We start from the raw sequence: 24,320 nt of genomic DNA on the forward strand, positions 1-24,320 counted from the left end.
ACAACTTCACAGTCAAGGAACCAAAACCGAGCAGCGACATTAAGTTAAATTTATTATGCAATGGTTTAATTTTTTTCTTGACCGCACACCATAATAGTTTTATTTATTAAACCATGATGGCACTAAGGCAATAGTTATACGGCCCAGACCAACAGTGCCAAACCAAACTTAGGAGGGTTCACATGGCAGCGATTCATTTCAAGCGGATGGCTTCCTCGATCGCTCTGGCAACCATGCTGGCAGCAGGCGCCACGATGGTGGTTGCCCCTGACGCCCATGCGGCGGTTTTCGAGCGCAAAAAGGAAACACAGGGGGAGCTGGGCAAAGTTATCGTCAACCCGTACAAGGTTGCGCCGCTGACGGCGGTGATCGAGCGGGAGGGGAAGGACCCAAAGAACATCAGGGTTACTGTGCTGGGCAAACCGGGCGGCGGAGTGGATATTTCCTACCCGGTATCGGAAGGTGCGCTCCTGAACCACGACGGCATCCCGATTTTCGGCCTGTACGATGATTACGTCAACCAGGTAAAGGTCGAGTACACGCTGGACGGCAAAAAAATCAGTACGGTCTACAAAATCAGGACCAACCCCTTTACCGCCCGCCCCTTTGAAGGACGGTACGAGCTGAAGCCGAAAGTTGAAAAGGCCAAAGCTGTCAAGGGATTTGAAGGACGCCTCTACATGCTGACCATGATGGGCAACGCCGACAACAAGGAATGGGCCTGGGCACGCCCGGACCACAAAGCGCACGGGGCGGGCGAATGGTTGGAACCGGCCGAGATTTACATGGTCGACACCAAAGGCGAGATCCGCTGGTTCTTCGACAGTGAGCAGTTCTACGACAAATATGGTCGTTCCATCGACGACCAGGGGCGCATCATGAGTATGCACCAGATGCCCAACGGCGACCTGGTGTTCGGAATGGCCCAGAAATATTTCCGCTATACCCTGATGGGCGAGCCTTCCTTTGCCCGCAAGCTGCCGCGCGGCTACATTGACCTGAGCCATGAGGTTTTGCCCATGGACAATGGCCACATGCTCCTCCGCGTTGCCAAGACCAACTACAACATTCCCGGCACCAAAGAAGTGGCTCATACCGTGCGTGACCACATCATCGAGGTCGATGACGGCGGACGCGTGGTCGAAGAATGGGACATGGTCGAAATCATGGGCAAAAACCAGTTCCGCAAAGATTTGATCGTTGGTCTTGATGCCCGTGCCGTCTGCCTGAACATCGACATGAGTGCCGATCACCCGGTTGAAGTCAAGGAAAGCATCCCCTACGGCGACAACACCTCCACCGGCGCCGGCCGCAACTGGGCGCACATCAACAGCATCAGCTACGACAAAAAGGATGATTCAATCATTCTTTCCCTGCGCCATCAAGGCATTGTCAAGGTTGGCCGCGACAAGCAGGTGAAATGGATTCTGGCACCCAATGTCGGCTGGACCAAGGATATGGCGGCCAAAGTGCTGACCCCGGTAGACCGTAACGGCAAAAAACTCAATTGTGAAAATGCGACCTGCAAGGACACCGACTTCGACTGGAGCTTCACCCAGCACACCGCCTGGATCAGCGAGCGGGGTGAAAACAATGCACGCTTTGCAACTATCAGTGTCTTCGACAACGGCGACGGTCGCGAGCATGAGCAGCCGGCTGTTTCCCAGGACAAATGGTCACGGGCCGTTGAATACAAGATCGATGAAAAAAACATGACGGTCCAGCAGACCTGGCAGTTCGGCAAGGAGCGCGGATGGGACTGGTACAGCGCGGTTACTTCCAATGTCAAGTGGGATGCAGAAAAGGGAACGTACTGGATGCTGAGCGGCAACGTCCATCTGCTGAGCCCAGAACGTACCCAGGGCATTATCAACGAAGTCGACCCGAAAACCGGCGAAGTGAAGGTTGAACTGGTGCTTTCCAATGACAAGAAGCCGGCCGTTTATTACCGCAGCCACCTGGTAAAACCTGAAAACCTGTTCAGGTACTAAGACGACAAATCTGTGGGGGAGCAGCATTCTGCTCCCCCACAGCAGAAGAAAGCGTTCACATCTGCAGACGTATACCACGGCACGTACAACACAAGGAGAATAAACATGCTACGCACAATCTTCAAAACGCTCGCAAGCTCGGCAGCACTGATAGCCTTTCTGGCCGGCGCAGCCTTCGCGTTCAGCGAAGGCACCGACTACGTCAAACTGGCCAAACCGATCCCCAATGCACAGGGGACCCTGATCAAGGTTTTCAGCTACGACTGTCCTTTCTGCTACAAGTATGACAAGCAGGTCACTCCTAAACTGGTCCCCAAGCTCCCGAGTGATATTAAATTCCGGCCATTTCACCTCAAAACCAAGGGCAAGTACGGCGTACAGGGGAGTGAGTTGTTTGCCGTCCTGCTGGTCAAGGATCAGGCAAGCGGGCTTTCAGACCGGGATCTGTACGGCGAGAAGTCGCTCCTGAAAAAAGCCAAGATGGCCTACTACACCGCTTACCATGACAAGAAAGAGCGGTGGGACGCAGGTCCAGACGCTTTCCTTAAAACCGGACTTGATGCAGTTGGCATGTCCAAAGCCGATTTTGACAAAGCCAAGAACGATCCCAAAGTAAAAGCGCTGATTAAAGAGTGGGAAGCTTCTTACGATGTCGCCAAGGTGCAAGGGGTTCCCGGCTTCGTGGTGAACGGCAAGTACCTGATCATGACCAAGAGCATCACCTCGGTTGATGGCATGCTGCAGCTCATCAACGAACTTAAGGCCAAATAGGACGGGCTGTTTTCAGGCTGAGAACTGCCGGACCGGTGAGGAATGTGCGCCTTACCGTCCGGCAGGCCCGGAATGCGAACGAGAACAAAGGAGAGCAACAATGGGACTCTTAGATAGTTTCACTCACTTCAAATCAGACCCGGTGGCAACCATCTCAGAAATGCAGGACCACCGGCTCCCCTGGATACTGATGGCCGCCATCAGCCTCCTGATGGTGATCGTGGCCCACTCGGTATTTCAGGTTTGGCTCTACATGAGGCCGTGCGAGCAGTGCGTCTACGTCCGCTTCGCCTTTTTCTGCATGGTCTTCGGCGGTGTCGTCGCCGCGCTCAGCCCCAAGAACGTCGTCCTTAAACTGGTCGGCTACGTCTTTGGTTTCTGGGGAATCATTCAGGGGCTCCGCTATAACTTCAAACTCAACAAGATCCACCACGCCGCCCATTCCGACGATCCGTTCGGAGTTCAGGGATGCTCTGCCGAACCGACGTTTCCCTTCAATCTGCCGCTTGACAGGTGGTTTCCCGAATGGTTCAAGCCGACCGGCGACTGTGGCTTCGACAACCCGATCATCCCCGACGGCACCACACTGAGCACCATGCAGCAAGCACTCACGGACTTCTACAAAGATGGCTGGTACCTGTGGCCTCCTACCCACTTCCTGAACATGGCGCAAGTACTCCTGATCGTGTTCGGTGTCTGCCTGGTATTTCTTTCCGTTTCAGCCATCTGCTGGCTGATCACGCTCCTTCGCAAACGCCACGTGACTGCCGCAACACGCCTAACCGAGCAGCCGCTGTGACGGTACGCCGAATCAACTCCCTCCGGCTGAACGCTCGTCTGTCAGCCGGAGGGCGAATGCTACCCTCGATTTTTCGTTCTCCATATCAGCTTGGAGACGCATGCCGACGTGGCTTCACCGACCATCCCGTCAACCATCCACAGTGCACAGCTCCGGCTGCGGCCTGCAGCTGAAATTCCGAATAAAGCTGCACACCTCCCTGGCTGACCGCACTTTACTTCAGATTGCCTTTTTCCGTTGCCTGTGCAACTATGCTCCCCCATGATCGCCGAACAGTGTCACGGTATCGTGCTGTCAACCCTTGCCTACGGGGACAACGACGTGGTGGTGTCGCTCTTCACCCTGGAGCATGGCCGACTGCGGGCCTTTGCCCGCAGTGCCCGCACGAGCCGGAAACGGTTCGCCGGTGCCCTTGAACCGGCCACCCATCTTGCCCTGATGATGAAGATCAAACCGGAGGGGCTCTGCTCCCTGGAACGTGCCGAGCAGCTCGCCCCGCCTCCCGGACTGGCCAGCCGCCTGGACGCCCTGGCCCTGGCCCTGTACGGTTGCGAACTGGTGGAACAGCTCACGCCCGAAGGACAGCCGCTGCCCCGTTTGTACCGCCTGCTCTCCACGATGCTGGAATATCTGGCAACAGCGGCGGCGGGACAGGAGATCCGGCGTTTTTTCGAGATCAACCTGCTCAACATTCTGGGGTACCGTCCGCCACTGGAAGAACCGCTGCTGACACCGCTCCGTGCCTGTCTCGCTACCGGCAGGTTCAGCGCCGTCCCTTTCTCCGCCCCCCAACTGGAGGCTGCCGGACGACTTCTGGACCGGGAGCTGGAGCGACACTGTCCGCGCAGCCGGCGCAGTCTCGAATTTCTGGAAGGAGTTATCTGATCATGTGTTCTGTCCTCACCCGTGCCTGCTGTCTGCTCTGCGGTCTGCTGGTGTCCTGTATCGCCTGGGCCGCCGACCCCAGTTTCGAACTGCCGCTGAAGGAGCTGAAAAAGCCGTCGTTGCCACCATCCTCCAAGAAGACGGCAGTGGGTAGCGGCACGAAGTCCGCTGCCAAGAGTTCGGAGGGGGCACGGAGCGGCAGGAAATCCCGCAGGCACCGTACGGGGAAAGCCGAGGCGATGACAGCGGCCGCTCCCGACGTGCCGACACCGGCGGTGGCGTCCGCACCGGTTCCCGCAGCTGACGTGACGTCGACCGTTGAAGAGGTGTTGCTGACGCCGGGACTGCCCTGCTGGTTCGCCGGCCAGGTCGCCGGTGTGCTGGCGGCGCCGGCACCGGCCGCCCCCCTGCTGCGCGGTTTCAAACTGGCGCCGGTGGCACTGCCCCGCCACGAGGGAGCGACCGTGGTCATCACCTGCGGCCTGCCGGCCGCCGAAGCCTACACCACGGCGCGGCTGCTGGAAACCCGCCATCTGAACCTGCTGAATCTGGAAGGGAACGAAGCACCGGAACGGGTGCTGGAACAGGTACTCGACAGTCTCGGGTTTTCCTACGTCGTGGAGGGGAGTGCAGAGGAACGACAGTACCTGGTCTCTCTGGACAACGACCCGGAAACCCTGCTGCGGCTGGTCATCAAGCCCTGACCGACCGGTCGGTCAGGCACGGCAGGCGGCGGCCAGGGCCGCCACCGTGGCGGGATTGCTGCCGAAATGAAGATGCACATAGGAGGCCAGGCAGCGGGCGCTGCCGTATCCCTCATCCCATCCCGCCTCGCCGGGGCGGGACACCCGGTAGTCCCGTCGGATACCCGCCGGCATCTCCCCGATGCGTGAATAGTGGAATTCATGCCCCCGCACCAGCTCCCCCGCCCCTCCCAGCAGGCAGTCACGCAGCAGCGTCACCTCGCGATAGCCCAGCGCGGCGCGGCGCGTTCCCATCCGAGCGGTCACCGGAAACACCCCGACAAAGGGGTGGGCCGGGTCATCCGCATCCATCCCCTCACTGTCGGCAATACCGTTGGTCAGGTAGACCAAGCCGCCGCACTCGGCATAGACCGGCAGCCCCGTTGCCACGGCGGCGCGAAGTGCCGCCAGCATCGGCCGGTTTTCAGCGAGCTCCTCGCGATGCAGCTCCGGATACCCCCCGGGCAGGTAGATTCCCCGGCACCCCGGCGGCACCACCCTATCCGCGAGGGGAGAGAAGAAGCAGGGCTCCAGCCCCGCCCGCCGCATCAGGCGCAGGTTATCCTCGTACAGAAAACAGAACGCCCGGTCCCGGGCAACCGCAATCGGCACGGGTTGCCTCTCCGCCGACTCCCACTCCACAGGTTCCCCGACAGGCATCAGCGTACCGCTGCAACAGCAACGCTCCAGAAGCTCCAGGTTGATGTGGCGCTCCACGGCATCGGCCAGCCTGTCGACGAACGCTGCCGGCAGCGGATTGTCCGCAGCGGTGACCAGTCCCAGGTGGCGGGAGGGGATGACCAGTTCCTCGTCACGGGGAAGTGCCCCCAGGAAGGGAACATCGGGACAGTGGTCGGCCATGGCCCGGGCAAGGAGCTGCGCATGGCGTTCGCTGCCCACGTTGTTGAAGACCACGCCGGCCAGCCGGACCGCGGGATCGAACCGGGCAAAACCGGTCATCAGGGCGGCGGCGCTGGCCGCCATGCCGCGGGCGTTCACCACCAGCAGCACCGGCGCGCCGGTCAGCCGGGCGATTGCCGCAGTGCTTCCCTGGTCGGCAGTAGCACCCAGACCATCGAACAGCCCCATCACCCCCTCGATCACCGCCCAGTCGCAGCCACCCGTGTGGTGCCGGAAGGTTTCCCGAACAAAGGAGGAAGGACAGATCCAACTGTCCAGATTGACCGAGGGGCGCCCGGTGATCAGGCGATGGTAGCCGGGGTCGATGAAGTCGGGGCCGGCCTTGAAGGGGGCCACCCGTTGTCCGCGACGGGTAAGCAGCGCAAGCAGCCCCAGGGTGACGGTGGTCTTGCCGGAACCGCTCTGGGGAGCGGCTATAACGAGGGTCTTCATCATCAACGCAGCCTGCCGCGGGCATTGCCATACTGGAAGAAGGCGATCAGGTGGAATTCGTCCTTGGGGTAGGTCCGGGGCAGGCTGCCCATGGGTCCCAGCAGGCGCAGGGTACGAAAGACCTCGTCATCCAGCAGCTTGCTGCCCGAGCTTTCCAGCAACCGGATGTTCACGATCTCGCCGTTTCTGTTGAAGGTGATCCTGACCGGCGTCACCCCCTCGATCCCCTTGAGCGCCGCCTCCTGGGGATAGCGCCAGACGCCGTACACCGCGGTCTCGAAGCGGCGCAGGAAGGAGCCGAACATGACGTCGTCGCTGTTCAGGAACCGGGTGTCCCCGTCGGCAACATCGTCGGCAAAGCGGCGGCGGTAATTTTCCTCGATCTGGGCCATCCGGCCGGCACTGGGCATCAGCCGGGCCATGTCGGGTTGCCGGGACGCCTGCGGCTGCGGGGAGCGACGGCGCAGCAGTTCACCGGCGGAACTGCCTCCCGGTTCCGGTTGCCGGGACGGGGGCTGCTCGGTCGAGGGACGGGAGGGGGTCGAAGTGACCGGCGGTGCGGGTGTCAACCGGGGCTGACGGGGGGCTGTTTCCCGCTCGACCCGTTGGCGTCGGTCGGAAGGACGGATCTTCTCCGGTTGCACCCGAGCCTCGGGAAGGGGAAGCTGCTGCAGGTCCTGCAAGTCGATGAAGGTCGGTTCGGGCATGGCCGGAGCGGCGGGCCGCCAGAGGTAGAGCAGCGTAAAGCCGATAAGGTGCAGGAGTAGCGAGACCGCCAGCAGGGAGAGGAACGACGGCTCGACATACCGGTTGGAAAAAACGCCCTGAGACAGAGGACCCCTCCTGAAACCGAAGAGGGGATGCCCTGGCATCCCCTCTTCATCAGCACGTCGTCTCTCCACCCTGCCGTCAGCTCCAAGGGGCCTCTGGCGAGTTCCCTTAAGGTGGGCACCGATATACCGCTTCAGGCAATTCCCGCGTACAGAGGGCAGCACACCACGGTAGAGAAAGGTCCCCGGTTTATTCAGTATTCCGCCCGGGCGCTACAGGAACAAAAACAAACAGGGCAGAGAGCGAAGTGACTACGGTGGTATCCTAGTCCCACCTCAGTTTTTTTTCAAGCGGTTTGTAAACTACCCGGCCAAGTAGGCGCGCAGGCGGACCATATCGGCCATGAGCCGTTCGAACCCGTCAAAGGTGAGGGACTGGGGACCGTCGGACAACGCCTTTTCCGGTTCCGGGTGCACCTCCACCAGCACCCCGTGGGCGCCGGCAACCAGAGCGGCCCGGGACATGGGCGGCACCAGACTGCGCTTGCCGGTGGCGTGGGACGGGTCCACCATCACCGGCAGGTGGGTCATTTCCTTCACCAGCGGCACCATGGCCAGGTCCAGGGTGTTGCGGGTGGCGGTCTCGAAGGTACGGATCCCCCGTTCACACAGGATTACCTGCTCGTTCCCCTCGGCCAGGATGTACTCGGCAGCCGCCAGGAACTCCTCGATGGTGGCGCTCATCCCCCGCTTCAGCAGCACCGGTGTGCGGATTTTCCCCAGTTCCCGCAGCAGGTCGAAGTTCTGCATGTTGCGGGCCCCCACCTGCAGCAGGTCGGCATACTCGGCCACCAAGCCAACGTTGTCGGGGCTCATCACCTCGGTCACGATCGGCAGCCCGGTGGCTTCGCGGGCCTTGGCCAACAGCTTCAGCCCTTCCTCCCGCATCCCCTGGAAGGTGTGGGGGCCGGTGCGCGGCTTGAAGGCCCCGCCCCGCAGCAGGTCGGCACCCGCCTGCTTCACGAACCGGGCGGTTTTCATGATCTGCTCTTCGCTCTCCACGGCACAGGGACCGGCCACCACCACCGGCCGCTGCCCCTCGCCGATCTTCACCCCGGCCACATCAACGATAGTATGGTCCGGGTGGAAATCCCGGGAGACCAGCTTGTACGGCTTGGAGACATGAATGGCTTGCTGCACGCCGGGAAGATCGCGGATGGTGGTATCGTCCACATACCCCTTGTTCCCCAGCACGCCGATGGCGGTACGCTGGCTGCCCGGAATGGGAGCGGCGGTGTACCCCATCGCCTCGACGGTCGCGATGACCCGGTCGATATCCGCCTGACTGGCGGTATGGCTCATGACGATAAGCATGATCTTCTCTCCCTCTGCCGGCGCCGGGAACGGGCAACAGCCGTTACTGTTGGCGCTCGGCCAGCTTCTGCAACCGCTCCATCTGCAGGATGGTTACCTTGCGGGCTTCCATCTCCAGGATTCCCTCTTCCTTCAGCTTGCGGAAGGTCCGGGAGATGGTCTCGCCGGCGGTGCCCAACTGGGCGGCCAGCTCCCCCTTCTTGATCCCCAGCTCCAGATAGGTGATGCCGCCGTAGGTGGTGGACTTTTCGGCGGCCCGCTTCACCAGGAAGGAGGCCAGCCGGGAGGTGACGTCGGCAAAGGTCAGCTCTTCGATCTGGCGGGCAAAGCGTCGCAGGGAGAGGGAGAGGGAGACCACCAGGTTCATGGCGAAGCGGGGATTACCGGTCATCAGCTCCATGAACCCCTGGCGGGGAAGAAAGAGCGCTTCTCCCGCCTCCAGTGCCCGGGCCTCCGCCGGGTAGCGCCCATCGCCGAAAAAGGCAGCTTCGGCAAATGTCTCGCCGGGCCGCACGAAATGGAGCACCTTCTCCCGTCCTTCCGCCGACACCCGACAGAGCTTGAGATGTCCCTCCACCAGCAGGTAGAAGCCGGTAGCCTCATCCCCTTCGGCAAACAGCGCCTCTCCCTTGCCGAAGGTACGACGCACCGCGATGGCGGTCAAAGCCGTCAGGTCGGTGTCGTCAAGACCGGAAAACAGCAACGATTTTTTCAGATGCTCGATCAGCTCCATACCCCCTCTTTCCTGATCATCCCTGATTCAGAAAATCAGCTACCTTGTCGGCCACCTGCATCGGGGTCAGGCCGAACTGCTCCGCCAGCACCTCAGCCGGGGCCGAGGCACCGAAGTGCTCAACACCGATGAACAGCCCCTCCTCGCCCAGAAGGCGTCCCCAGGACTCGCCGCGGCCGGCCTCAATGGCCACCCGCTTGACACCGGCTGGCAACAGTGCGCGACGGTACGCAGCCGGCTGGGCCAGGAAGGTGGCCATATCCGGCACCGAAATCACCCGGCAGGCAATACCCCTGCCGGCCAGCAGCCCGGCGGCATCCAGTGCCAGGGAGACCTCAGACCCCGAAGCCATGAGCGCTACCGCCGGGTTTTCGGCATCGGCCAGCAGATAGCCCCCTTTCAGCGGCAGGGTCCGGTCGAATCCCTCTGTCCGGGGCAGGAGCGGCAGCTTCTGGCGGGTCAACACCAGGACGGTGGGGCCGTTGTGATATTTCAGGGCCGCGTACCAGGCCAGGGCGGTTTCCAGGCCATCGGCGGGACGGATCACCTGCACGCCGGGGATCATGCGCAACGATGCGGTATGCTCGATCGGCTGGTGGGTAGGCCCGTCCTCCCCCACGGCGTAGGAGTCGTGGGTGAAGATGTAGATTACCTGCTGCTGCATCAGGGCCGACAGGCGCACCGCCGGGCGGCAGTAGTCGGAGAAGACCAGGAAGGTGGCACCGAAGGGGATGAAGCAGCCGTAGAGGGCCATGCCGTTGCAGACCGCCCCCATGGCATGCTCGCGGATACCGAAATGCAGGTTGCGGCCGGCGAAGGTCCCGACCTGCACGGAACCGGCCCCCTTGATATCGCTGTTGTTGGACGGCGCCAGGTCGGCGGAACCACCCACCAGTGCCGGCACCAGGGCGGCGGCTTTCTGCAGCACGGCGCCGGACAGGGCGCGGGTGGCGCCATCCTTGCCGGCAACCGCCGCGATCAGCTCCTCGGCAACCTGCTCAGGCACCTGCTTCTGCCACAGGGCATCCCAAAGGGCGGCCTTGTCCGGGTTGGCCGTACGCCAGGCGGCAAAACCGGCCTGCCAAGCGTCGTACTCCTTCTGCAATGTGCCAACGCGGGCTGCACAGGCTTCTGCCACATCGGCCGGCACCGTAAACGGCGCCTCGTTCCAGCCCAGGTTGACGCGGGTGGCCTCGATCTCGTCCTTGCCCAGCGGCGAGCCGTGGGCACCGGAGGAATCCTGCTTGCCGGGAGCGCCGTAGGCGATATGGCTGGTGGCGATAATCAGCGACGGACGGTCGGTCTCGTCGATACCGGCCCGGAGGGCGGCACTCACCTGCTGGTGGTCGTGACCGTCCACGCGTTGCACGTGCCAGCCGGCCGCCTCGAAACGCCCGGCCACATCCTCGGACCAAGCCAGATCGGTTTTTCCTTCAATAGTGATGCTGTTGCTGTCGTAGAGGTAAATCAGGTTGCCCAGCTTCAGGTGTCCGGCCAGGGCAGCCGCCTCGTAGCTGATCCCCTCCTGCAGGTCGCCGTCCCCCACCAGGGCGAACACCCGGTGGGTGATGGGGGAAAAGTCGGGAGTGTTAAACCGCTCCGCCGCCATTTTTGCGGAGAGCGCCATCCCCACGCCGTTGGCCACCCCCTGCCCCAGCGGGCCGGTGGTCACCTCCACGCCGGGGGTGTGGCCGAATTCGGGGTGGCCCGGGGTTTTGCTCCCCCACTGGCGGAAGTTCTTCAACTCCTCCATGGACAGGTCGAAGCCGAACAGGTGGAGCAGGGAATAGAGCAGCATGGAGCCGTGGCCGGCGGAGAGAATGAAGCGGTCGCGGTTGGCCCAGGCGGTATCGGCGGGATTGAAGCGCAGGAAGCCGCTCCAGAGCGCGACCGCCATGTCGGCGGCCCCCATGGGCAGGCCGGGATGGCCGGAATTGGCTTTTTCAACGGCTTCGGCGGAGAGGAGACGGACGGCATTGGCACAGCGCAGGGCCTGCTGGGGGGTGAAGACGGTGGACATCGGTACTGGTTCCTTTCAGATGGACGTCAAAAATGAGTATAGCCGGATGCGGGCGGCTGGAAGAGCGAGCCGTCGGGCATGATCGCCTGGACCCGCCCGAAAGAACGGGTAACCTTACCAACAACTGTCAGCGGAATGCCAGTGTTTTTTCCCACACCCGCGATTGCGGCACGCTGCTCCGGTGCTGCGGTGAAACAGAGCTCGTAATCCTCGCCGCCGGCTGCCGCCAAATGCCAGGGATAGTCGGGAAAGACACCGGCAAGCTCTTCAAAGGCGGGGGAGCGCGGCAGTTCCTTCAGCCATACCTCCGCGCCGCAGCCGGACTGCCGGCAGACGTGTCCCAGGTCGGCCAGCAGGCCATCGCTGATATCGATCATGGCGCTGATCAGTCCCGACTCCGCAAGCCTCTGCCCAAGACGGCAGCGCGGCGTGGGATCGAGGTGCCTGCTCACAACAAATTCCGCCGCACTGCCATCAGCAAGCCCGGTATGGTTCTGCATCAGAATAGTGAGGCCGAGTGCGGCATCCCCCAGGGTGCCGCTGACCCAGATATCATCCCCCGGACGCGCCCCGCTTCGGGTGACCAGCAGTTCCGGAACCTGCTCCCCCATGATGGTGACCGAGATTACCAGCCCACTTTTCGAGCCGCAGGTATCGCCACCGGCAAGAAGGCAGCCGTGGTCAGTGGCCTGCTCGGCCAAGCCGTCCAGGATCGCTTCGATCCCCGCGAGCGGAAATCCGGCGGGAAGGGCCAGGGAAAGAAAAAACCAGCGCGGCACGGCCCCCATGGCGGCCAGGTCGGACAGATTAACGGCCAGGGATTTTCGCCCCAACAGCCGGTCGGGGCCGCAGGAGCGGTCAAAGTGGACCCCTTCGGCCAGCAGGTCGGTAGAAACAGCCAGCTGTCTGCCGGGAGCGGGGACGAGCAGAGCGGCATCGTCACCGATCCCCAGCTCGGGAGGAGAGGGCTGGGGAAAACGGGTACGGATCAGGTCGATCAGACCGAACTCCCCGAGGGTTGAAAGTGAAGAACCATACATTAGTACATTACTCTATCGTCGAAGGTAATCACAGTTGTCGTACCCGTATCCTGTGCTCATCAAGCACCACAAGAGATCCGGGCTGAAAATCGGGGTTCATTGTGCAGAGTACGGACAGTGCTGAAATGACATTGGCAGCAGAGAGCTGATGAAGGCGCAGGTAGATGATGCCGTAGCAGGGGTGAGCGTTGTTGATGACCAATGTACCGAAATCAGAATCGTGCGTCACCACAAAGCGTTGGTGCTCGTACGCCAGAGCCAGCAGCTGCTGATCGGTGGCTCCCTGTAAACCTGATTCCTTGACATCATGGACATCAAAGCCGTGTGCGCGAAAAAACGAGACAACTTTTGAAGATATGTTTTCATCTGTCAATAGCTTTATCTGAGCAAAACGCATCAAGCAGCCTTCAAATCGAGATAAATTTCGTTTTTCATGGCGTGTGCCGCATAGGTAAGACAGGCACTCAGTGCTTCCGGAGTCAGGTGCGGGTAATCGGCAAGAATCTCCTCTCTGGAAACACCTGCCGCATAGAGTTCCAGGATAAAATCAACGGAAATACGGGTGCCGCGAATTATCGGTTTTCCACCAAGAATTGCCGGGTCTGCTGTTATAAGTGATGCCATGGCAAAACTCCTTTCGTATCAGAAATTCACACTACCACAGTTTCAAGCACCGTAGAACAGGGATTTTTCCGCGAATACGGCTAACTTAAATGGTCATTGTAGTCCGGAATAAGATATGGTACAGATAAACAGTTTGGGGGACTTGCGGGTCCCCGTTTCTATTTCCCGTTGCGGGGGAGTTTCATATGGCCAAAGGTGGACTCGCGCTGGCCGATGCCGTTGCACCGCTCTGTATCCGCATTCCGCTGGGACTGATCTTCCTGGCCCACGGCTCCCAGAAGCTCCTGGGACTGTTCGGCGGCAACGGCCTGACCGCCACGTTCCGTATCTTCGAGGAAAAGATGGGAATTCCCCCCATCTTCACGCTGCTGGCGATCATCGCCGAGTTCGGCGGCGGCCTGGGGGTGCTGACCGGTTTCCTCACCCGGGTTTCCGCTGCCGGGATCGCCGCCGTCATGGCGGTGGCCATCTACAAGGTCCACTGGGCTCACGGCTTCTTCCTGAACGCCGCCGGCCAGGGGATCGAGTTCACCCTGGCCCTGTTCGGCATGTCCCTGTACCTGGTAATCAACGGCGGCGGCAACTGGTGCATCGACCGCCTGATCTTCAAAAGCTGAACGCAGCGTCACCGTTCAGCGCTGACTTCGCTGGCTCGTCAAAAGCTCCTCGACAGAGCATCAATCCATGCCTTTCGTCGCTTTCCTTGTCACGAGGTCATCACCTGAAACCTGACGCTGTTCTTCGGAGTAAACCCACCGTACGCCAGACGGTTCAAGGAGTAGGTTTGTGAGTACCCTGCACTACCAGGACGAAGTCGACAAGCGCCGCACGTTTGCCATCATCAGCCATCCCGACGCCGGCAAGACCACCATCACCGAAAAACTGCTGCTCTTCGGCGGCGCCATCCAGCAGGCAGGAGAAGTCCGCGCCCGCAAATCGGGACGCCACGCCACCTCGGACTGGATGGAGCTGGAGAAGCAGCGGGGAATTTCGGTCACCTCCTCGGTGATGAAATTCTGTTACGACGGCTACGAGATCAACCTGCTGGACACGCCGGGCCACAACGACTTTTCCGAAGACACCTACCGCGTGCTGACCGCCGTTGACTCGGCCCTGATGGTGATCGACTCCGTCAAAGGTGTGGAGAGCCAGACCAGGAAACTGCTGGAAGTCTGCCGTCTGCGGGACACCCCGATCATGACCTTCATGAACAAACTGGACCGGGAAGGGCAGGAACCGCTGGACTTGCTGGACGACGTGGAAAAGAACCTGGGGATGCAGACGGCGCCGATCACCTGGCCCATCGGCATGGGCAAGCGGTTCAGGGGTACCTATCACCTCTACAGCAAGGAGGTGCACCTGTTCGATCCCGAAGCTGAACACGGCACCGGTCAGGCCGTAACGGTCAAGGGGCTGGACGACCCGCTGCTGGACGAGCTGCTGGGGAGCCAGGCCGACGAGTTGCGCACCGATGTGGAACTACTGGAGGGAGCGGCTCATCCCTTTGACCTGCACGAATACCTGGCGGGTCGCCAGACCCCGGTCTTTTTCGGCAGCGCCATCAACACCTTTGGCGTGCAGCAGTTGCTGGACACCTTTGTGGAGTTCGCCCCGCCCCCCCGCGAGCGGGGCACCCTCACCCGCAGCGTCTCCCCCTATGAAGCGCCGTTCACCGGTTTTGTCTTCAAGATTCAGGCGAACATGGATCCGGCCCACCGGGACCGGATCGCTTTTTTCCGGATCTGCTCCGGCCGCTTCGAGCGAGGGATGAAGGTACGCCACCTGCGCCTGGGGCGGGAGGTGCAGATCAGCAACGCCACCATCTTCATGGCCCAGGATCGCACCAACGTGGAGGAGGCCTTTGCCGGTGACATCATCGGCATTCACAACCACGGCACCATCAAGATCGGCGATACCTTCACCCAAGGAGAAGATCTCAAGTTCACCGGCATCCCCAACTTCGCGCCGGAGCACTTCCGCAAGGTGCGGCTCTTGAACCCGATGAAGTCAAAGGCGCTGGAGAAGGGACTGGTGCAGCTGGCGGAGGAAGGGACCACCCAGGTGTTCAAACCGATCTTCGGGGCGGAATGGGTGGTGGGGGCCGTGGGGGTCCTGCAGTTCGAGGTGGTGCTGCACCGTCTGGAATTCGAGTACGGCGTGAAGATCCTCTATGAACCGGTCAGCTATGCCACCGCCCGCTGGGTCAGTGGCGAGAAAAAACTGCTGGACGACTTCGAGAAGAAGGAAAAGATGAACCTGTACCGCGACGGCGAGGGGAAGCTGACCTACATGGCCTCCAGTCAGTGGCGCCTGGACAACACCCTGGAAAACTGGCCGGACCTTACCTTCAGCGCCACCAGCGAACACAGCTGAATGAAGCACTGGAGTTTCAGCGCCACCTGGCGGGCTCTAACCGCGCTTCCCGTTGACCACTTCCCGTTGCTGCTGCCCGGCGTGCACCGCGCTGCCGCCTTCTTCATCCTCATGCGGCTGAAACGGCTGGGCTACTCAAACTGCCGCGTGGAGTGCAGCGGAAAGGGGCTGGTCGTCCACGCCCGGCGATAAACGGCATCACCTGCTCACGCGGGGGTGCGGAGAACATCGAACATCAAAGGCAATGGCACGCGGATTACGCGGATGGGACGGATGTACGCAGATTTCAGAGTCTTCTTCCGTTGTGGTGTATCCGCGTATCTCCGTTCAACAAACCCGGCTTGTTCCGCGTACTACTGCACTGGTGGCGAAACATACAAATCGCAGGGGCGAACGTTATGTTCGCCCAATCCGGGCGATCACAAGGATCGCCCCTACCGCAGGATTTAACTATTTAGACACCGGATCAAGATCAAGGTTTTCCGAGAGCTAGCGCAGCAGCGGTACTTCGAAGACACTGCCGTTTTTCTCGAACCTGACCGCCGTCGGCCTGATCTCCACCACGGTGGCCCCTCCGACCTGCACCCCCTCACCCACCAAGATGTCATTGATCACGGCCCGCCGCAGCTTTTTGCTCTCCTGCCAGGCAATGCCGGTCAGCTTGATCCCGTCCGGGGCAGACGTAACCACGGGCGCGGCAGCAGGCGTCGCTGCCGGCACCGGTTCCGGGCGCACAGCGGCAGCAGGCGCCGCAGTAACGGCTGCGGGAACAGGCGCGGCAGCCTCGCGTCCCCGGCGACCGCTACGCCTGCGCGTCTCTCTTTCCTCTTCGTCATCACCCGGCGTGGGGGTCGCCAGCGATGCAGCCTTGGCAGCCGGAGCGGATTGCGGTGCCGGAGCAGAGGCGGCAGGCGAGGCAGCGGAAGGTGGTACGGAAGCCACCGGCGGCGGGACAGTGGCAGCAGGAGCCGGCACGGAGTCCGGCGCTGTCGGCCCCGAAGGAGCCGTACGCTCCGCAACCGGCTGCGGCACCGTTTTCCGGGACGGGCCGTAGAGCAGCCAGCCAACAACGGCCAGCAGCACCACGCCCGATCCGATCATACCCCAGACACGGGTGGTCATGCCGCCGTACCGCGTCGTACCGCGCCGAGCGATCAAGGCATCACCACCGGCTACGGAGCTGCGGGGCTTTCCGGTTGTTTCATCCTGCGCCTTGCGCAAAGCATCAAGTATGTGACTCATGGTTTGACCTTTTCGGCTTTCTCAAGAGTGGGCGCCCGAAAATCGGCGGAGCGCCGGTACAGCATCATCAGGGTCTGTTCACCGGCAGCACCGTCGGTTTCCAGTCCCTGTTGCTGCTGAAAGAGACGAAGAGCATCACGGACCAGCGTTTCGTGCACGGAGGGCAGATCCTTCTGCAACGCACCGGCCGCGACCAGCAGGCGTACCAGCAGCGTACGCTGATCCTCATTGATCATGTACGGGGTCGGTATGGTCAGCCCCAGCATGTTCTTCCAGGGAACAATGGCCCGTCCGCTCCAGGCCCGCTCCAGTTCGGCGGGAGAAATCTCAATCAGCTGCCCTGCCTCGTTTGCCACCAGAGCGTGACTGCTGGTCAATCCGGCGAATACCAAATGGCTCTTCCTGCCCGGTCCCCGCAGCAGTTCCAAGACTGCCGGATAGTCCATGCGTGCCAGCCCCCCCAGACTTCCTGTGTAGCGATGCAGTTCGAAACCAGCCTGTTTCAGGGCGGCCTCCAGGGAGTCCGGCAGGGCAGCCGCCGGGGGAGCCACCTGCCAAGCCTTCAGGATGGTTTGCACCGCCTCTCGCGCCATATCCGTTTCCTGATGGCGCTGCAGCATCAACGCCAGGGAGACCGGCTGCGGGGGCTGCGGCAGGGGAGCGGCACTTCTGGCGCCGGACCGGGAGAACATCAGTACGCCCACGACAGCAAGCAGCAGTAAAACGCCGGCAGCCACGGCCGCACCGATACGCAACCGCCGGTGGGAGCGGCGCTGCTTGGCCGGTGATACCTCGCCAAGAGCCTTGCGGGCCTGTGGCGCCTCGATTTTACGGATTTCAGCGGTGTACCCGATCAGCAGCGCCCGGTCGGCCACGGCATTCACCAGCCGGGGCAACCCCCCGGCAAAACGGTGGATGACCTGCACCGCGTCGTCGCAAAATCGCACCATGTCCGGTGTGCCGCCGGCAACCCGCAGGCGATGGGCGAGATAGGCACGGGTATCGGCGGCGTCCATGGGGGTCAGATGGTAGCGCACCGTGATCCGCTGGTTCAATTGACGCAACTCAGGTCGCGAGAGGAGCGTTTCCAGTTCCGGCTGCCCCACCAGGATGATCTGGATCAGCTTCTCCCGGGCGGTTTCAAGATTCGAAAGCAACCGCACCTGTTCCAGCACCTCAGGCTCCATATCCTGGGCCTCATCGATAACCAGCACCACCGTGCGCCCCGCTTCCTTCTGCTCCAGCAGGAAGCGGTTGAGGGTTTCCACCAGTTCCGCCGGTTCGTTTCCTCCATCGTCGATGCCGTATTCACGATTGATGGTTTTCAACAGCCCCAGGGAGGAGAGCATCGGATTGAGCACCAGCGCGGTTGCGTAGGCTTCCGGATCAAGGCGGGTCAGCAGGGTACGCATGACCGTGGTCTTGCCGGCCCCCACCTCGCCGGTGAGCGCAATGAAACCGACCTTCTGTTCGATGCCGTAGATCAGGTGGGCAAAGGCTTCCTGATGCGCCCTGCCGAGAAAGATGAAATCGGGATTGGGTGTCAGGGTGAACGGTCGTTCTTTCAGTCCGTAGAAGGCGCAATACATGGAAGCTGTTTATACCTTAAAACGCAGTGCGGTACAATGGCCTGCTGTCACCGCTCCACGCAGTCGCCACAACGCACAACGCCGCCCTCCAGGGAGAGCGGCGTTGCAGATGGCACGACAGACCGAAAATCAGACTACCGATGGCAGAGCGTGCAGGCCGGACCGCTCCGCTCCACCCCTTGCCCCTGGGGACCGTGACAAACGATATTGGTACAGGAAGCCGGGCCATTTGCCTGAACATAAAGACCATGGCTGTTGGCGGCAGTCCAGCTTGCAGGGTGGATAGCATGCGTCCCCCCCAGGTGGCACTTGGTGCAGGAAGGACCTGCGGCACCGCTCAGAGTACTGCCGTGGCAGGCCGACGTCGCACAGGACGTGGTACCGTTGCTTTTTACGTAGGCGCCATGCTCGGAGTAGACAAAGCTGCCCCAGGCAACCGGATGGATCGTGCGTTCGTTGCCCATATGGCACGACGTGCAGGCCACATTAACCTTGCCACCGGCGTAGTCGGCACCATGGCACTCGGTACAATTGACGATATTTGCCGTCGCGGCGGCCTTATGCCCGCTGGGCAACCAGCCGGACGGATGCTTGCCACTGTCCGAGGAAAGCGTGGATTGTTTTGTCGATTCACCGCAGCCGGCAATGAACAGCGCCGTAACACAGAGGCACAGCAGGATCATAGTCAGGGCAGTTCTCACTTGTGGCATCGTTTGCACCCCTCATTATTTTGTCGGCCATGGCACCTGAAGCAGGAGGTCGGGTTGATCTTCCCGTCTATCTTATGCTGGCTCAGATAATTACCGCGATGGGGCATTGAGCGTTCCGGCGATGTCGGATACTTGGTGCCGGGCTTGAGCTCTTCCTTGCCGGCATGGCAGTCGGTGCAGAAGGACGCTGCATGGCATGAGTTACAGGCATAGCCCTTGGTGGCGGCAAAATACTTGTGCTTGGCATAGAAGTCCGGCGCTTTATGGTTCCAGGCAGCCCAGCCATCATCAGAGTGGCATTCGGCACAATTGGGCGGCCCGGTAAATTCCATAAAATGCTTCCTGGACACGCTCGTGGTATTTGCACAGGCATACAGGACGCAGAGCGCAACGGGAATCAGGATAGTTGCTGCGAGCTTGCTGGTTTTCACGCGTCACTCCCTTCTGCTACGGTTTGAAATCAAAAGCATAGGACAGCTTGACCAGTCCCCGCAGCTCGTTTTTGAACTCGGGGTTCCGCGAATAGTCCACGTCGCCCGTCAGCTTCAGGGCGCTGGTCAGCTTGTAGGATGCGGCGGCAATGACGGTGAAGGCATTTTTTTCTCCGTTAACCGCGCGATCGTAAAAAAGGTTGATCAGGTCTGCAGCCAGTTCAAATTTTTCGAACTTCTTGCCGGCATAGAGACGACACTCGGTATACTGCAGTTCCTTGACCCGGCCATCCATACGATACACCGAAGCTCCTGCCGAGTATCCCCGGTCACTGCTGTAGCTCAACCCGGCCCCGTAGTAGTGGGCTGTTCTGGCAATATCATAGGAGTTGTTGGTATACCGAGCCACCACTGCCACGTTGCCGGTGGGCTGATAGGCAGCCGTACCGCCGAGGGAAAGCAGCTTCTCGTTAGGATCGAGGTTTTTACCCATAAGGCGGAAGACGCTGCTGGTGGAGCCGTAGAAAAAGTCACGGTAGTTGACATTGGAAAGATCGGCTGACAGGCGAAACCTGTCGGACGGCAGATAGGAAAGCGAGTAGGTATGCTCCATCCAGCCGTCGGTCATTGAGTTGTAGGAGGAGCGGCCAGCCACGGCGATCTGACTGATCGGCTGAGCAACAAGGTCTATTCCCTCCTCCTCGCGGAAACGGCGATCCCCTTCCCGGGTCTGCAGGGCACTGACGCCGATGGTGTACTTGGTACCCAGCGAATGGGTCACCCTGCCGCCATAGATGAGGCTGCCCCCCTTCGCGGAAGGCTCGGTCACCACCGGAGAGCCGACAAAGCCGGCGGCACCGAAGCCACGCGCCAGATCGCTGCGCAGGTACAGACCGTCAAACTTTTCGGTCATCACCCCTTCGGCAGTAAACTGACGGCCGACGCTGACCACCAGATTATTCTTGCTGTGCTGGTAGGTCAGGTAGCCGTAGCGCAGGTCGCCGTCCTGATACCGGTCGCGGGTCTTGCTTGCCAGGTCGGTCCTCCCCCATCCACCGAAGTGAAAAGAAAGTCCGTCATCCTTGGACAGGTTGGTGGCGGAGAGTTGCAGGTATTCATATACGGGATAATAATCTTTTTTATCCGACCCCTGCCCCATTCTGAGGATAGTGGAGGCTTCTCCCGAAATCACAACCGACTCCGCCTGCGCAACCGCGGCAGAGCCGAGCAGACCGGCCAGCGAAAGCCCCAACGCCATCCGCAGGTAGCGGCGCGACACGACACGCTTCATGCTCATCTGGTGGGTGTCCAAAGTAAAACCTCCTTACCTGATAGTTGAAGAGAGAGTAGAGCCCTGAAACGGCATAAAACTGCGTCGGCCACGTTACCTGTTTCCGTATACGTTGTCAACGCCGAGCGTTGCGCAAAGGCATGCTACAGCTGCATCCGGCAACAACCTGTCGAACCACCACGGTTGTCACAAAAAAGGCGTTCCGAAGAACCGGAACGCCTGTAAGTTTTATCCGGAATCCTGAAGTCCCGATTACTTTTTCTGCCCGCCCTTCTGTTGCTGCAGCTGCTGCAGAGCAGCCTGCGGATTCTTGACGGCAATCAGGCCCCTGATGGCTTCATAATTGGCCTCGGGTACGACCTTGTTGGTTACAAGCCATGCCTTGCTTGCATACGGCCGACCGGCAATAATTTTGTCCGCAAGCTCATCGGTAATGGTCGGCAGCTTTTTCAACTCTGCCTTGGAGGCGGCATTAATATCCACCAGCTTGGAAAGAGGTACTTTCGATTTCTTCTTCACATCAGTCTTCTTGACTGGCTTTACCACTTTCCTCGGCTTACGCGGTGCCTCGTCCTCCTCAACGGCTCGAACCACCGTTGCCGAAAGCCCGAGAATAGCGACACAGCAGATAATCCCAACGAGTTTACGTTTCATCAACAGGCAACCTCCTGACCCAATGTATGGACATCAACCGAAACCGGCGTCTGTACCTAGCATATTCAAACCATTAACCGCAATCACAAAACGACCCGGAGACGCAAAGTCTCCGGGTCGTTTTGTGTACATCTCACGCTTCGGGATACGGACAGGCCGTCTCCCGACATACAGCATACTTCCAGAACTGCTTACTTGCTGTGAACCTTCTTGATGTCGCCAATCTTACCCGAGCCGTGGCAAGCCATGCAAGCCTCGGTATTGACAGCCACACCACCGACCAAGGTCGTAGAACGCTTCACGTACAGCTTACCGCCATTTTGCTGCATATGGGCAACTGCACTGCTTGTGTCATGGCAGCCGAAGCAAGAAGCGGTGATCGGCGAAATAACCAAGTGGTTAGCACCTGCGCCAACGCTATAATCTTCGTAGCCGTTGCCAAAGGACTTCACCCACGGAGACAGACCGATAACGGTATTGGCGCCCGGGTCAGGGAAGTTACCACTCAGAGCGGCAGACCACAGCAGGCCAGTCAGTGCGTTTTTGCTGGCAGTGTTCGAGAAGTCATAGCTGCCGGCAACGTGGCACTGCTCGCAGTTTTTCAGTACGCCCGGATAGGTTACATGGCCAAAACCGGCCGGATTGGAAGCTGTTGCCTCATAGCTGTAATCTACCGTACGCTTACCCGAGCCATGGATACCGTGCACCAGATCCTTGGCACTGACGGACCAGCCGCCGCCGTAGTTATAGCTAGCGCCGACATGGCCGGTAGCGCGGCCATTGTAGTGGCAGACTGCGCAGCCTTCACCGTTGTTACGGGTACCACCATGGAAGGACGGACCAGTGCCCAGCTGTCCGTGGCAAGCGTTACACTTGGCAGCGCTCACGATGGAACGGCGGGGATTGTAACCATCTGCAACCTTCATCGGGAAGACGGCATCGTTCAGCCTGATGCCCTGCGGATATGCCGGGTGGTTCAGTTGCACAAAACCGCTGTAGTCGATACCAACCAAGCCGGTTACCATGGTTGCAGTGTCAGGAATAATAGTTGCAAGCGTAGCTGTGTAATAACCATCGGCATCCGGACCGGTCTGGCTGTTGCCGCCTACGCCATCACGGACATTCTTGACCGAGACGTTGAAAGAGGTGGTCCAATCCGCCGGTGCAGCAACACCAAAGGTGTTGGCTGCAGCATAGGCAATATAGAGACCGGGGCTGCCGTCAACGTTATCGATCAGGTAGCCGCTGCTGCGCAGGGTCACCGGCTGGCCGTCCTTCAGAATGCGATAGGTAATCTGAGCCTTCTTGGCGCCAGCTGCACCTACCACCTTAACAGACTTGATTTCATAGGCGATCTTGTAGACACCGGAGGGCAGATTCAGCTGGGAAGCCAGCGGAATGGAGGGACCCTGACCAGAAGGATAGCCATTGGTTGGAACGTTTACTGCGGTATTCAGCGGGTAACCGGCGCGACCGTTTGCACCGGTGGGATCAACGGTTACGTGGTAGCGAGTGATGTCGGCGGTCTTGTGGCAGAGGGCGCAGTTGGCGTCATTGCTAGCAGAGCCACCAATATGGCCGGCGCCAGTGGACCAGTTGATACCGTCGTGGCAGCTACCGCAAGCCAGACGGCTGGGGACGGAGCCCCAGTTAGCAGCCTGGGTGGCTTCTGCGCCACTGTGGCACTTCACGCAGTTGTTGACCGGCTGGGGATACGTAATGTGATTGTACTGCACGCCGGCATAGTTATAGCCGGTCTTGGTCAGCGCCTCACCTGCATGCAGCTTGTGGATGAAGACCGGGAAATCGCCCTGTACTTCACCATCGGCGATGTAGGGGCTACCAGTGAAAGCACCACCAGTAGAGGCGGAGTTGGTCCGGCCGAACTTGCGCTGGTCGGTATGGCAGACCACGCAGATACGGGCGTCGTTCCGGGAACCGCCGTGGAAACCAAGGCCATTCAGCTTGCTGTGGCAAGAGTTGCAGCTCTCGGTGGACACAACGTTGCGCTGGGCGTTGGCGCTGGTGACTGCCTTACCGGTAGCGGGAACAAAGTCGTAGATGATGTTGGCCGGATCAGCGATGTTGGCGGAGGCAACACCACTGTTTGAACCGTCGGCGGTGTTGCTGCCGGTACCGCGGGCGGCGCCAGAAATCTGGATCACCAGACGGTGAGTCAGGGTCGGATCATAGGTCAGGTCGCCAAGGTCAGCAGCAACGTTGGGAGCCGTCAGGGTCATGGCGGCAACCTGATCCTTCACCTTGGTGATGTCGCGGTAGAAGAGGTGTAGGTGTAGGTACCGTCGCCGTGGTCAACCAGCGTACCGGTGTTGTCCGTGGTGGGACGGGTAGCGGTGGCGGCGGTGGTGGTGGTCGGCACCGTGGTCACAATGTAGCTGACCCACTTGCTGGGGGAACCGTTGGTGCCGGGAACCAGCTTGGCCAGCGCAAAGGACACGTTGGAATAGCTGGCCACCGTGGCGGTTGAGCTCTTGGAGCTATTGCCAAGGCCGACCAAGGGGTTGCCGTTGGCATCGGTCACCTTGAACTTGACCACCGGCGGACTGTTGATGGAAACACTCAGAACCTCACCCTTGGGAGCGAGATCAGACCACTGGTCCGTTGTCAGGCTGGCCACGCTGACCGGTGCTGCCGTAGCGTCCCTGCCATCACGGCCATCCTTGCCGTCTTTGCCGCAGCCTGCAAGCAGCAGGGAACCCGCTGCAATACAGAGCGCCAAACGAGTAAACATGTTCATACACAAGCCTCCGGGTAAACTTTTGATTGGATACTTCGCCACACTGCTCACATTACTCCTTACGCCACGCGTGCTTCCAATAATCCGACCCGTTCACCTCCTTTTTTCGTTGGGCTCGTACAACAACACCCTGAACTCGATTGGTGCTGCTTTCCCATTCAATATCGAA

24 protein-coding genes and 1 other RNA gene are annotated in these 24,320 nt (G+C 60.4%); 8 read left to right on the forward strand and 17 right to left on the reverse strand.

Annotated features, from left to right (window positions below):
- Positions 1–233: 233 nt before the first annotated feature.
- The 5 genes from RAK07_RS09280 (at position 234) to RAK07_RS09300 (ending at position 5,150) form a co-directional block, all read left to right on the forward strand.
- On the forward strand, positions 234–1,991 hold the full coding sequence (locus RAK07_RS09280; RefSeq protein WP_305732554.1) for an aryl-sulfate sulfotransferase: 1,758 nt from the start codon (positions 234–236) through the stop codon (positions 1,989–1,991).
- A 105-nt stretch (positions 1,992–2,096) separates the two neighbouring features.
- The gene (locus RAK07_RS09285) at positions 2,097–2,762 is read left to right on the forward strand and encodes a thiol:disulfide interchange protein DsbA/DsbL (protein ID WP_305732555.1); all 666 of its coding nucleotides are present in this window, start codon (positions 2,097–2,099) and stop codon (positions 2,760–2,762) included.
- Positions 2,763–2,862: 100 nt separating this feature from the next.
- Positions 2,863–3,561 (forward strand): protein-disulfide oxidoreductase DsbI, encoded by a 699-nt coding sequence (dsbI, locus tag RAK07_RS09290; RefSeq protein WP_305732556.1) that lies wholly within the window; start codon positions 2,863–2,865, stop codon positions 3,559–3,561.
- Positions 3,562–3,822: 261 nt separating this feature from the next.
- Entirely contained in the window at positions 3,823–4,446 is a 624-nt protein-coding gene (recO, locus tag RAK07_RS09295) for a DNA repair protein RecO (protein ID WP_305732557.1), read from the forward strand.
- A gap of 2 nt (positions 4,447–4,448) precedes the next feature.
- The gene (locus RAK07_RS09300) at positions 4,449–5,150 is read left to right on the forward strand and encodes a hypothetical protein (RefSeq protein WP_305732558.1); all 702 of its coding nucleotides are present in this window, start codon (positions 4,449–4,451) and stop codon (positions 5,148–5,150) included.
- A 12-nt stretch (positions 5,151–5,162) separates the two neighbouring features.
- Here RAK07_RS09300 and RAK07_RS09305 read toward each other — a convergent pair whose 3' ends face one another.
- The 9 genes from RAK07_RS09305 to RAK07_RS09345 all read right to left on the reverse strand — a co-directional run bounded on the left by RAK07_RS09305 (position 5,163) and on the right by RAK07_RS09345 (position 13,103).
- Entirely contained in the window at positions 5,163–6,545 is a 1,383-nt protein-coding gene (locus tag RAK07_RS09305; protein WP_309550368.1) for a cobyrinic acid a,c-diamide synthase CobB, read from the reverse strand.
- A complete protein-coding gene (locus tag RAK07_RS09310) occupies positions 6,545–7,444 on the reverse strand; it encodes an energy transducer TonB (protein ID WP_305732559.1) in 900 nt (299 codons plus the stop codon). The genes RAK07_RS09305 and RAK07_RS09310 overlap by 1 nt, the downstream gene beginning before the upstream one ends.
- Positions 7,434–7,618, reverse strand: a non-coding RNA gene (gene ssrS / locus RAK07_RS09315) — 6S RNA. The genes RAK07_RS09310 and ssrS overlap by 11 nt, the downstream gene beginning before the upstream one ends.
- 57 nt (positions 7,619–7,675) lie before the next feature.
- On the reverse strand, positions 7,676–8,686 hold the full coding sequence (gene aroF / locus RAK07_RS09320) for a 3-deoxy-7-phosphoheptulonate synthase (protein ID WP_305732560.1): 1,011 nt from the start codon (positions 8,684–8,686) through the stop codon (positions 7,676–7,678).
- A gap of 43 nt (positions 8,687–8,729) precedes the next feature.
- On the reverse strand, positions 8,730–9,419 hold the full coding sequence (locus RAK07_RS09325) for a Crp/Fnr family transcriptional regulator (RefSeq protein ID WP_305732561.1): 690 nt from the start codon (positions 9,417–9,419) through the stop codon (positions 8,730–8,732).
- 16 nt (positions 9,420–9,435) lie between these two features.
- Complete coding sequence (gene tkt / locus RAK07_RS09330) at positions 9,436–11,439, reverse strand: transketolase (protein WP_305732562.1); 2,004 nt, start codon at positions 11,437–11,439, stop codon at positions 9,436–9,438.
- A gap of 26 nt (positions 11,440–11,465) precedes the next feature.
- Positions 11,466–12,479, reverse strand: a complete 1,014-nt coding sequence (gene thiL / locus RAK07_RS09335; protein WP_305732563.1) for a thiamine-phosphate kinase — start codon at positions 12,477–12,479, stop codon at positions 11,466–11,468.
- 28 nt (positions 12,480–12,507) lie between these two features.
- Positions 12,508–12,876, reverse strand: a complete 369-nt coding sequence (locus tag RAK07_RS09340; RefSeq protein WP_305732564.1) for a DUF5615 family PIN-like protein — start codon at positions 12,874–12,876, stop codon at positions 12,508–12,510.
- The gene (locus RAK07_RS09345) at positions 12,876–13,103 is read right to left on the reverse strand and encodes a DUF433 domain-containing protein (RefSeq protein WP_305732565.1); all 228 of its coding nucleotides are present in this window, start codon (positions 13,101–13,103) and stop codon (positions 12,876–12,878) included. Before RAK07_RS09345 ends, RAK07_RS09340 begins: the two co-directional genes overlap by 1 nt.
- Before the next feature lie 185 nt (positions 13,104–13,288).
- Between RAK07_RS09345 and RAK07_RS09350 the strand changes: the two genes are divergently transcribed.
- The 3 genes from RAK07_RS09350 (at position 13,289) to RAK07_RS09360 (ending at position 15,668) form a co-directional block, all read left to right on the forward strand.
- Positions 13,289–13,720 carry a DoxX family protein gene (locus RAK07_RS09350; RefSeq protein WP_305732566.1) on the forward strand — a complete coding sequence of 144 codons (432 nt, stop codon included), beginning with the start codon at positions 13,289–13,291 and terminating at the stop codon, positions 13,718–13,720.
- Between the two features lie 178 nt (positions 13,721–13,898).
- Positions 13,899–15,476, forward strand: a complete 1,578-nt coding sequence (locus tag RAK07_RS09355; RefSeq protein ID WP_305733503.1) for a peptide chain release factor 3 — start codon at positions 13,899–13,901, stop codon at positions 15,474–15,476.
- Complete coding sequence (locus RAK07_RS09360; protein WP_305732567.1) at positions 15,477–15,668, forward strand: hypothetical protein; 192 nt, start codon at positions 15,477–15,479, stop codon at positions 15,666–15,668. It begins immediately after the preceding gene.
- 297 nt (positions 15,669–15,965) lie between these two features.
- Here RAK07_RS09360 and RAK07_RS09365 read toward each other — a convergent pair whose 3' ends face one another.
- The 8 genes from RAK07_RS09365 to RAK07_RS09400 all read right to left on the reverse strand — a co-directional run bounded on the left by RAK07_RS09365 (position 15,966) and on the right by RAK07_RS09400 (position 24,151).
- On the reverse strand, positions 15,966–16,718 hold the full coding sequence (locus RAK07_RS09365; protein ID WP_305732568.1) for a hypothetical protein: 753 nt from the start codon (positions 16,716–16,718) through the stop codon (positions 15,966–15,968).
- Positions 16,715–18,307, reverse strand: coding sequence for an AAA family ATPase (locus RAK07_RS09370; protein WP_305732569.1), 1,593 nt, complete (start codon positions 18,305–18,307; stop codon positions 16,715–16,717). Before RAK07_RS09370 ends, RAK07_RS09365 begins: the two co-directional genes overlap by 4 nt.
- Positions 18,308–18,441: 134 nt before the next feature.
- Positions 18,442–19,017: a hypothetical protein gene (locus tag RAK07_RS09375; RefSeq protein WP_305732570.1), complete on the reverse strand. Its 576-nt coding sequence runs from the start codon at positions 19,015–19,017 to the stop codon at positions 18,442–18,444.
- Positions 19,005–19,448: a cytochrome C gene (locus tag RAK07_RS09380; protein WP_305732571.1), complete on the reverse strand. Its 444-nt coding sequence runs from the start codon at positions 19,446–19,448 to the stop codon at positions 19,005–19,007. The genes RAK07_RS09375 and RAK07_RS09380 overlap by 13 nt, the downstream gene beginning before the upstream one ends.
- Before the next feature lie 16 nt (positions 19,449–19,464).
- Positions 19,465–20,760: a hypothetical protein gene (locus RAK07_RS09385; protein WP_305732572.1), complete on the reverse strand. Its 1,296-nt coding sequence runs from the start codon at positions 20,758–20,760 to the stop codon at positions 19,465–19,467.
- 231 nt (positions 20,761–20,991) lie between these two features.
- Positions 20,992–21,393, reverse strand: coding sequence for a ComEA family DNA-binding protein (locus RAK07_RS09390; RefSeq protein WP_305732573.1), 402 nt, complete (start codon positions 21,391–21,393; stop codon positions 20,992–20,994).
- Between the two features lie 191 nt (positions 21,394–21,584).
- Complete coding sequence (locus RAK07_RS09395) at positions 21,585–23,633, reverse strand: OmcA/MtrC family decaheme c-type cytochrome (protein ID WP_305732574.1); 2,049 nt, start codon at positions 23,631–23,633, stop codon at positions 21,585–21,587.
- A 17-nt stretch (positions 23,634–23,650) separates the two neighbouring features.
- Entirely contained in the window at positions 23,651–24,151 is a 501-nt protein-coding gene (locus RAK07_RS09400; protein WP_305732575.1) for a hypothetical protein, read from the reverse strand.
- Between the last annotated feature and the right edge of the window lie 169 nt (positions 24,152–24,320).

It is taken from the genome of Trichlorobacter ammonificans, assembly GCF_933509905.1.
GTDB classification, from domain to species: Bacteria; Desulfobacterota; Desulfuromonadia; order Geobacterales; family Pseudopelobacteraceae; genus Trichlorobacter; species Trichlorobacter ammonificans.

Coding starts and splice junctions, on each gene's coding strand:
- RAK07_RS09280 (WP_305732554.1), top strand. CDS start 234: ATGCTGGCAGCAGGCGCCACGATGGTGGTTGCCCCTGACGCCCATGCG.
- RAK07_RS09285 (WP_305732555.1), top strand. CDS start 2,097: ATGCTACGCACAATCTTCAAAACGCTCGCAAGCTCGGCAGCACTGATA.
- dsbI (WP_305732556.1), top strand. CDS start 2,863: ATGGGACTCTTAGATAGTTTCACTCACTTCAAATCAGACCCGGTGGCA.
- recO (WP_305732557.1), top strand. CDS start 3,823: ATGATCGCCGAACAGTGTCACGGTATCGTGCTGTCAACCCTTGCCTAC.
- RAK07_RS09300 (WP_305732558.1), top strand. CDS start 4,449: ATGTGTTCTGTCCTCACCCGTGCCTGCTGTCTGCTCTGCGGTCTGCTG.
- RAK07_RS09305 (WP_309550368.1), bottom strand. CDS start 6,545: ATGATGAAGACCCTCGTTATAGCCGCTCCCCAGAGCGGTTCCGGCAAG.
- aroF (WP_305732560.1), bottom strand. CDS start 8,686: ATGCTTATCGTCATGAGCCATACCGCCAGTCAGGCGGATATCGACCGG.
- RAK07_RS09325 (WP_305732561.1), bottom strand. CDS start 9,419: ATGGAGCTGATCGAGCATCTGAAAAAATCGTTGCTGTTTTCCGGTCTT.
- tkt (WP_305732562.1), bottom strand. CDS start 11,439: ATGTCCACCGTCTTCACCCCCCAGCAGGCCCTGCGCTGTGCCAATGCC.
- thiL (WP_305732563.1), bottom strand. CDS start 12,479: ATGTATGGTTCTTCACTTTCAACCCTCGGGGAGTTCGGTCTGATCGAC.
- RAK07_RS09340 (WP_305732564.1), bottom strand. CDS start 12,876: ATGCGTTTTGCTCAGATAAAGCTATTGACAGATGAAAACATATCTTCA.
- RAK07_RS09345 (WP_305732565.1), bottom strand. CDS start 13,103: ATGGCATCACTTATAACAGCAGACCCGGCAATTCTTGGTGGAAAACCG.
- RAK07_RS09350 (WP_305732566.1), top strand. CDS start 13,289: ATGGCCAAAGGTGGACTCGCGCTGGCCGATGCCGTTGCACCGCTCTGT.
- RAK07_RS09360 (WP_305732567.1), top strand. CDS start 15,477: ATGAAGCACTGGAGTTTCAGCGCCACCTGGCGGGCTCTAACCGCGCTT.
- RAK07_RS09365 (WP_305732568.1), bottom strand. CDS start 16,718: ATGAGTCACATACTTGATGCTTTGCGCAAGGCGCAGGATGAAACAACC.
- RAK07_RS09370 (WP_305732569.1), bottom strand. CDS start 18,307: ATGTATTGCGCCTTCTACGGACTGAAAGAACGACCGTTCACCCTGACA.
- RAK07_RS09375 (WP_305732570.1), bottom strand. CDS start 19,017: ATGCCACAAGTGAGAACTGCCCTGACTATGATCCTGCTGTGCCTCTGT.
- RAK07_RS09390 (WP_305732573.1), bottom strand. CDS start 21,393: ATGAAACGTAAACTCGTTGGGATTATCTGCTGTGTCGCTATTCTCGGG.
- RAK07_RS09395 (WP_305732574.1), bottom strand. CDS start 23,633: ATGACCCTGACGGCTCCCAACGTTGCTGCTGACCTTGGCGACCTGACC.
- RAK07_RS09400 (WP_305732575.1), bottom strand. CDS start 24,151: ATGAACATGTTTACTCGTTTGGCGCTCTGTATTGCAGCGGGTTCCCTG.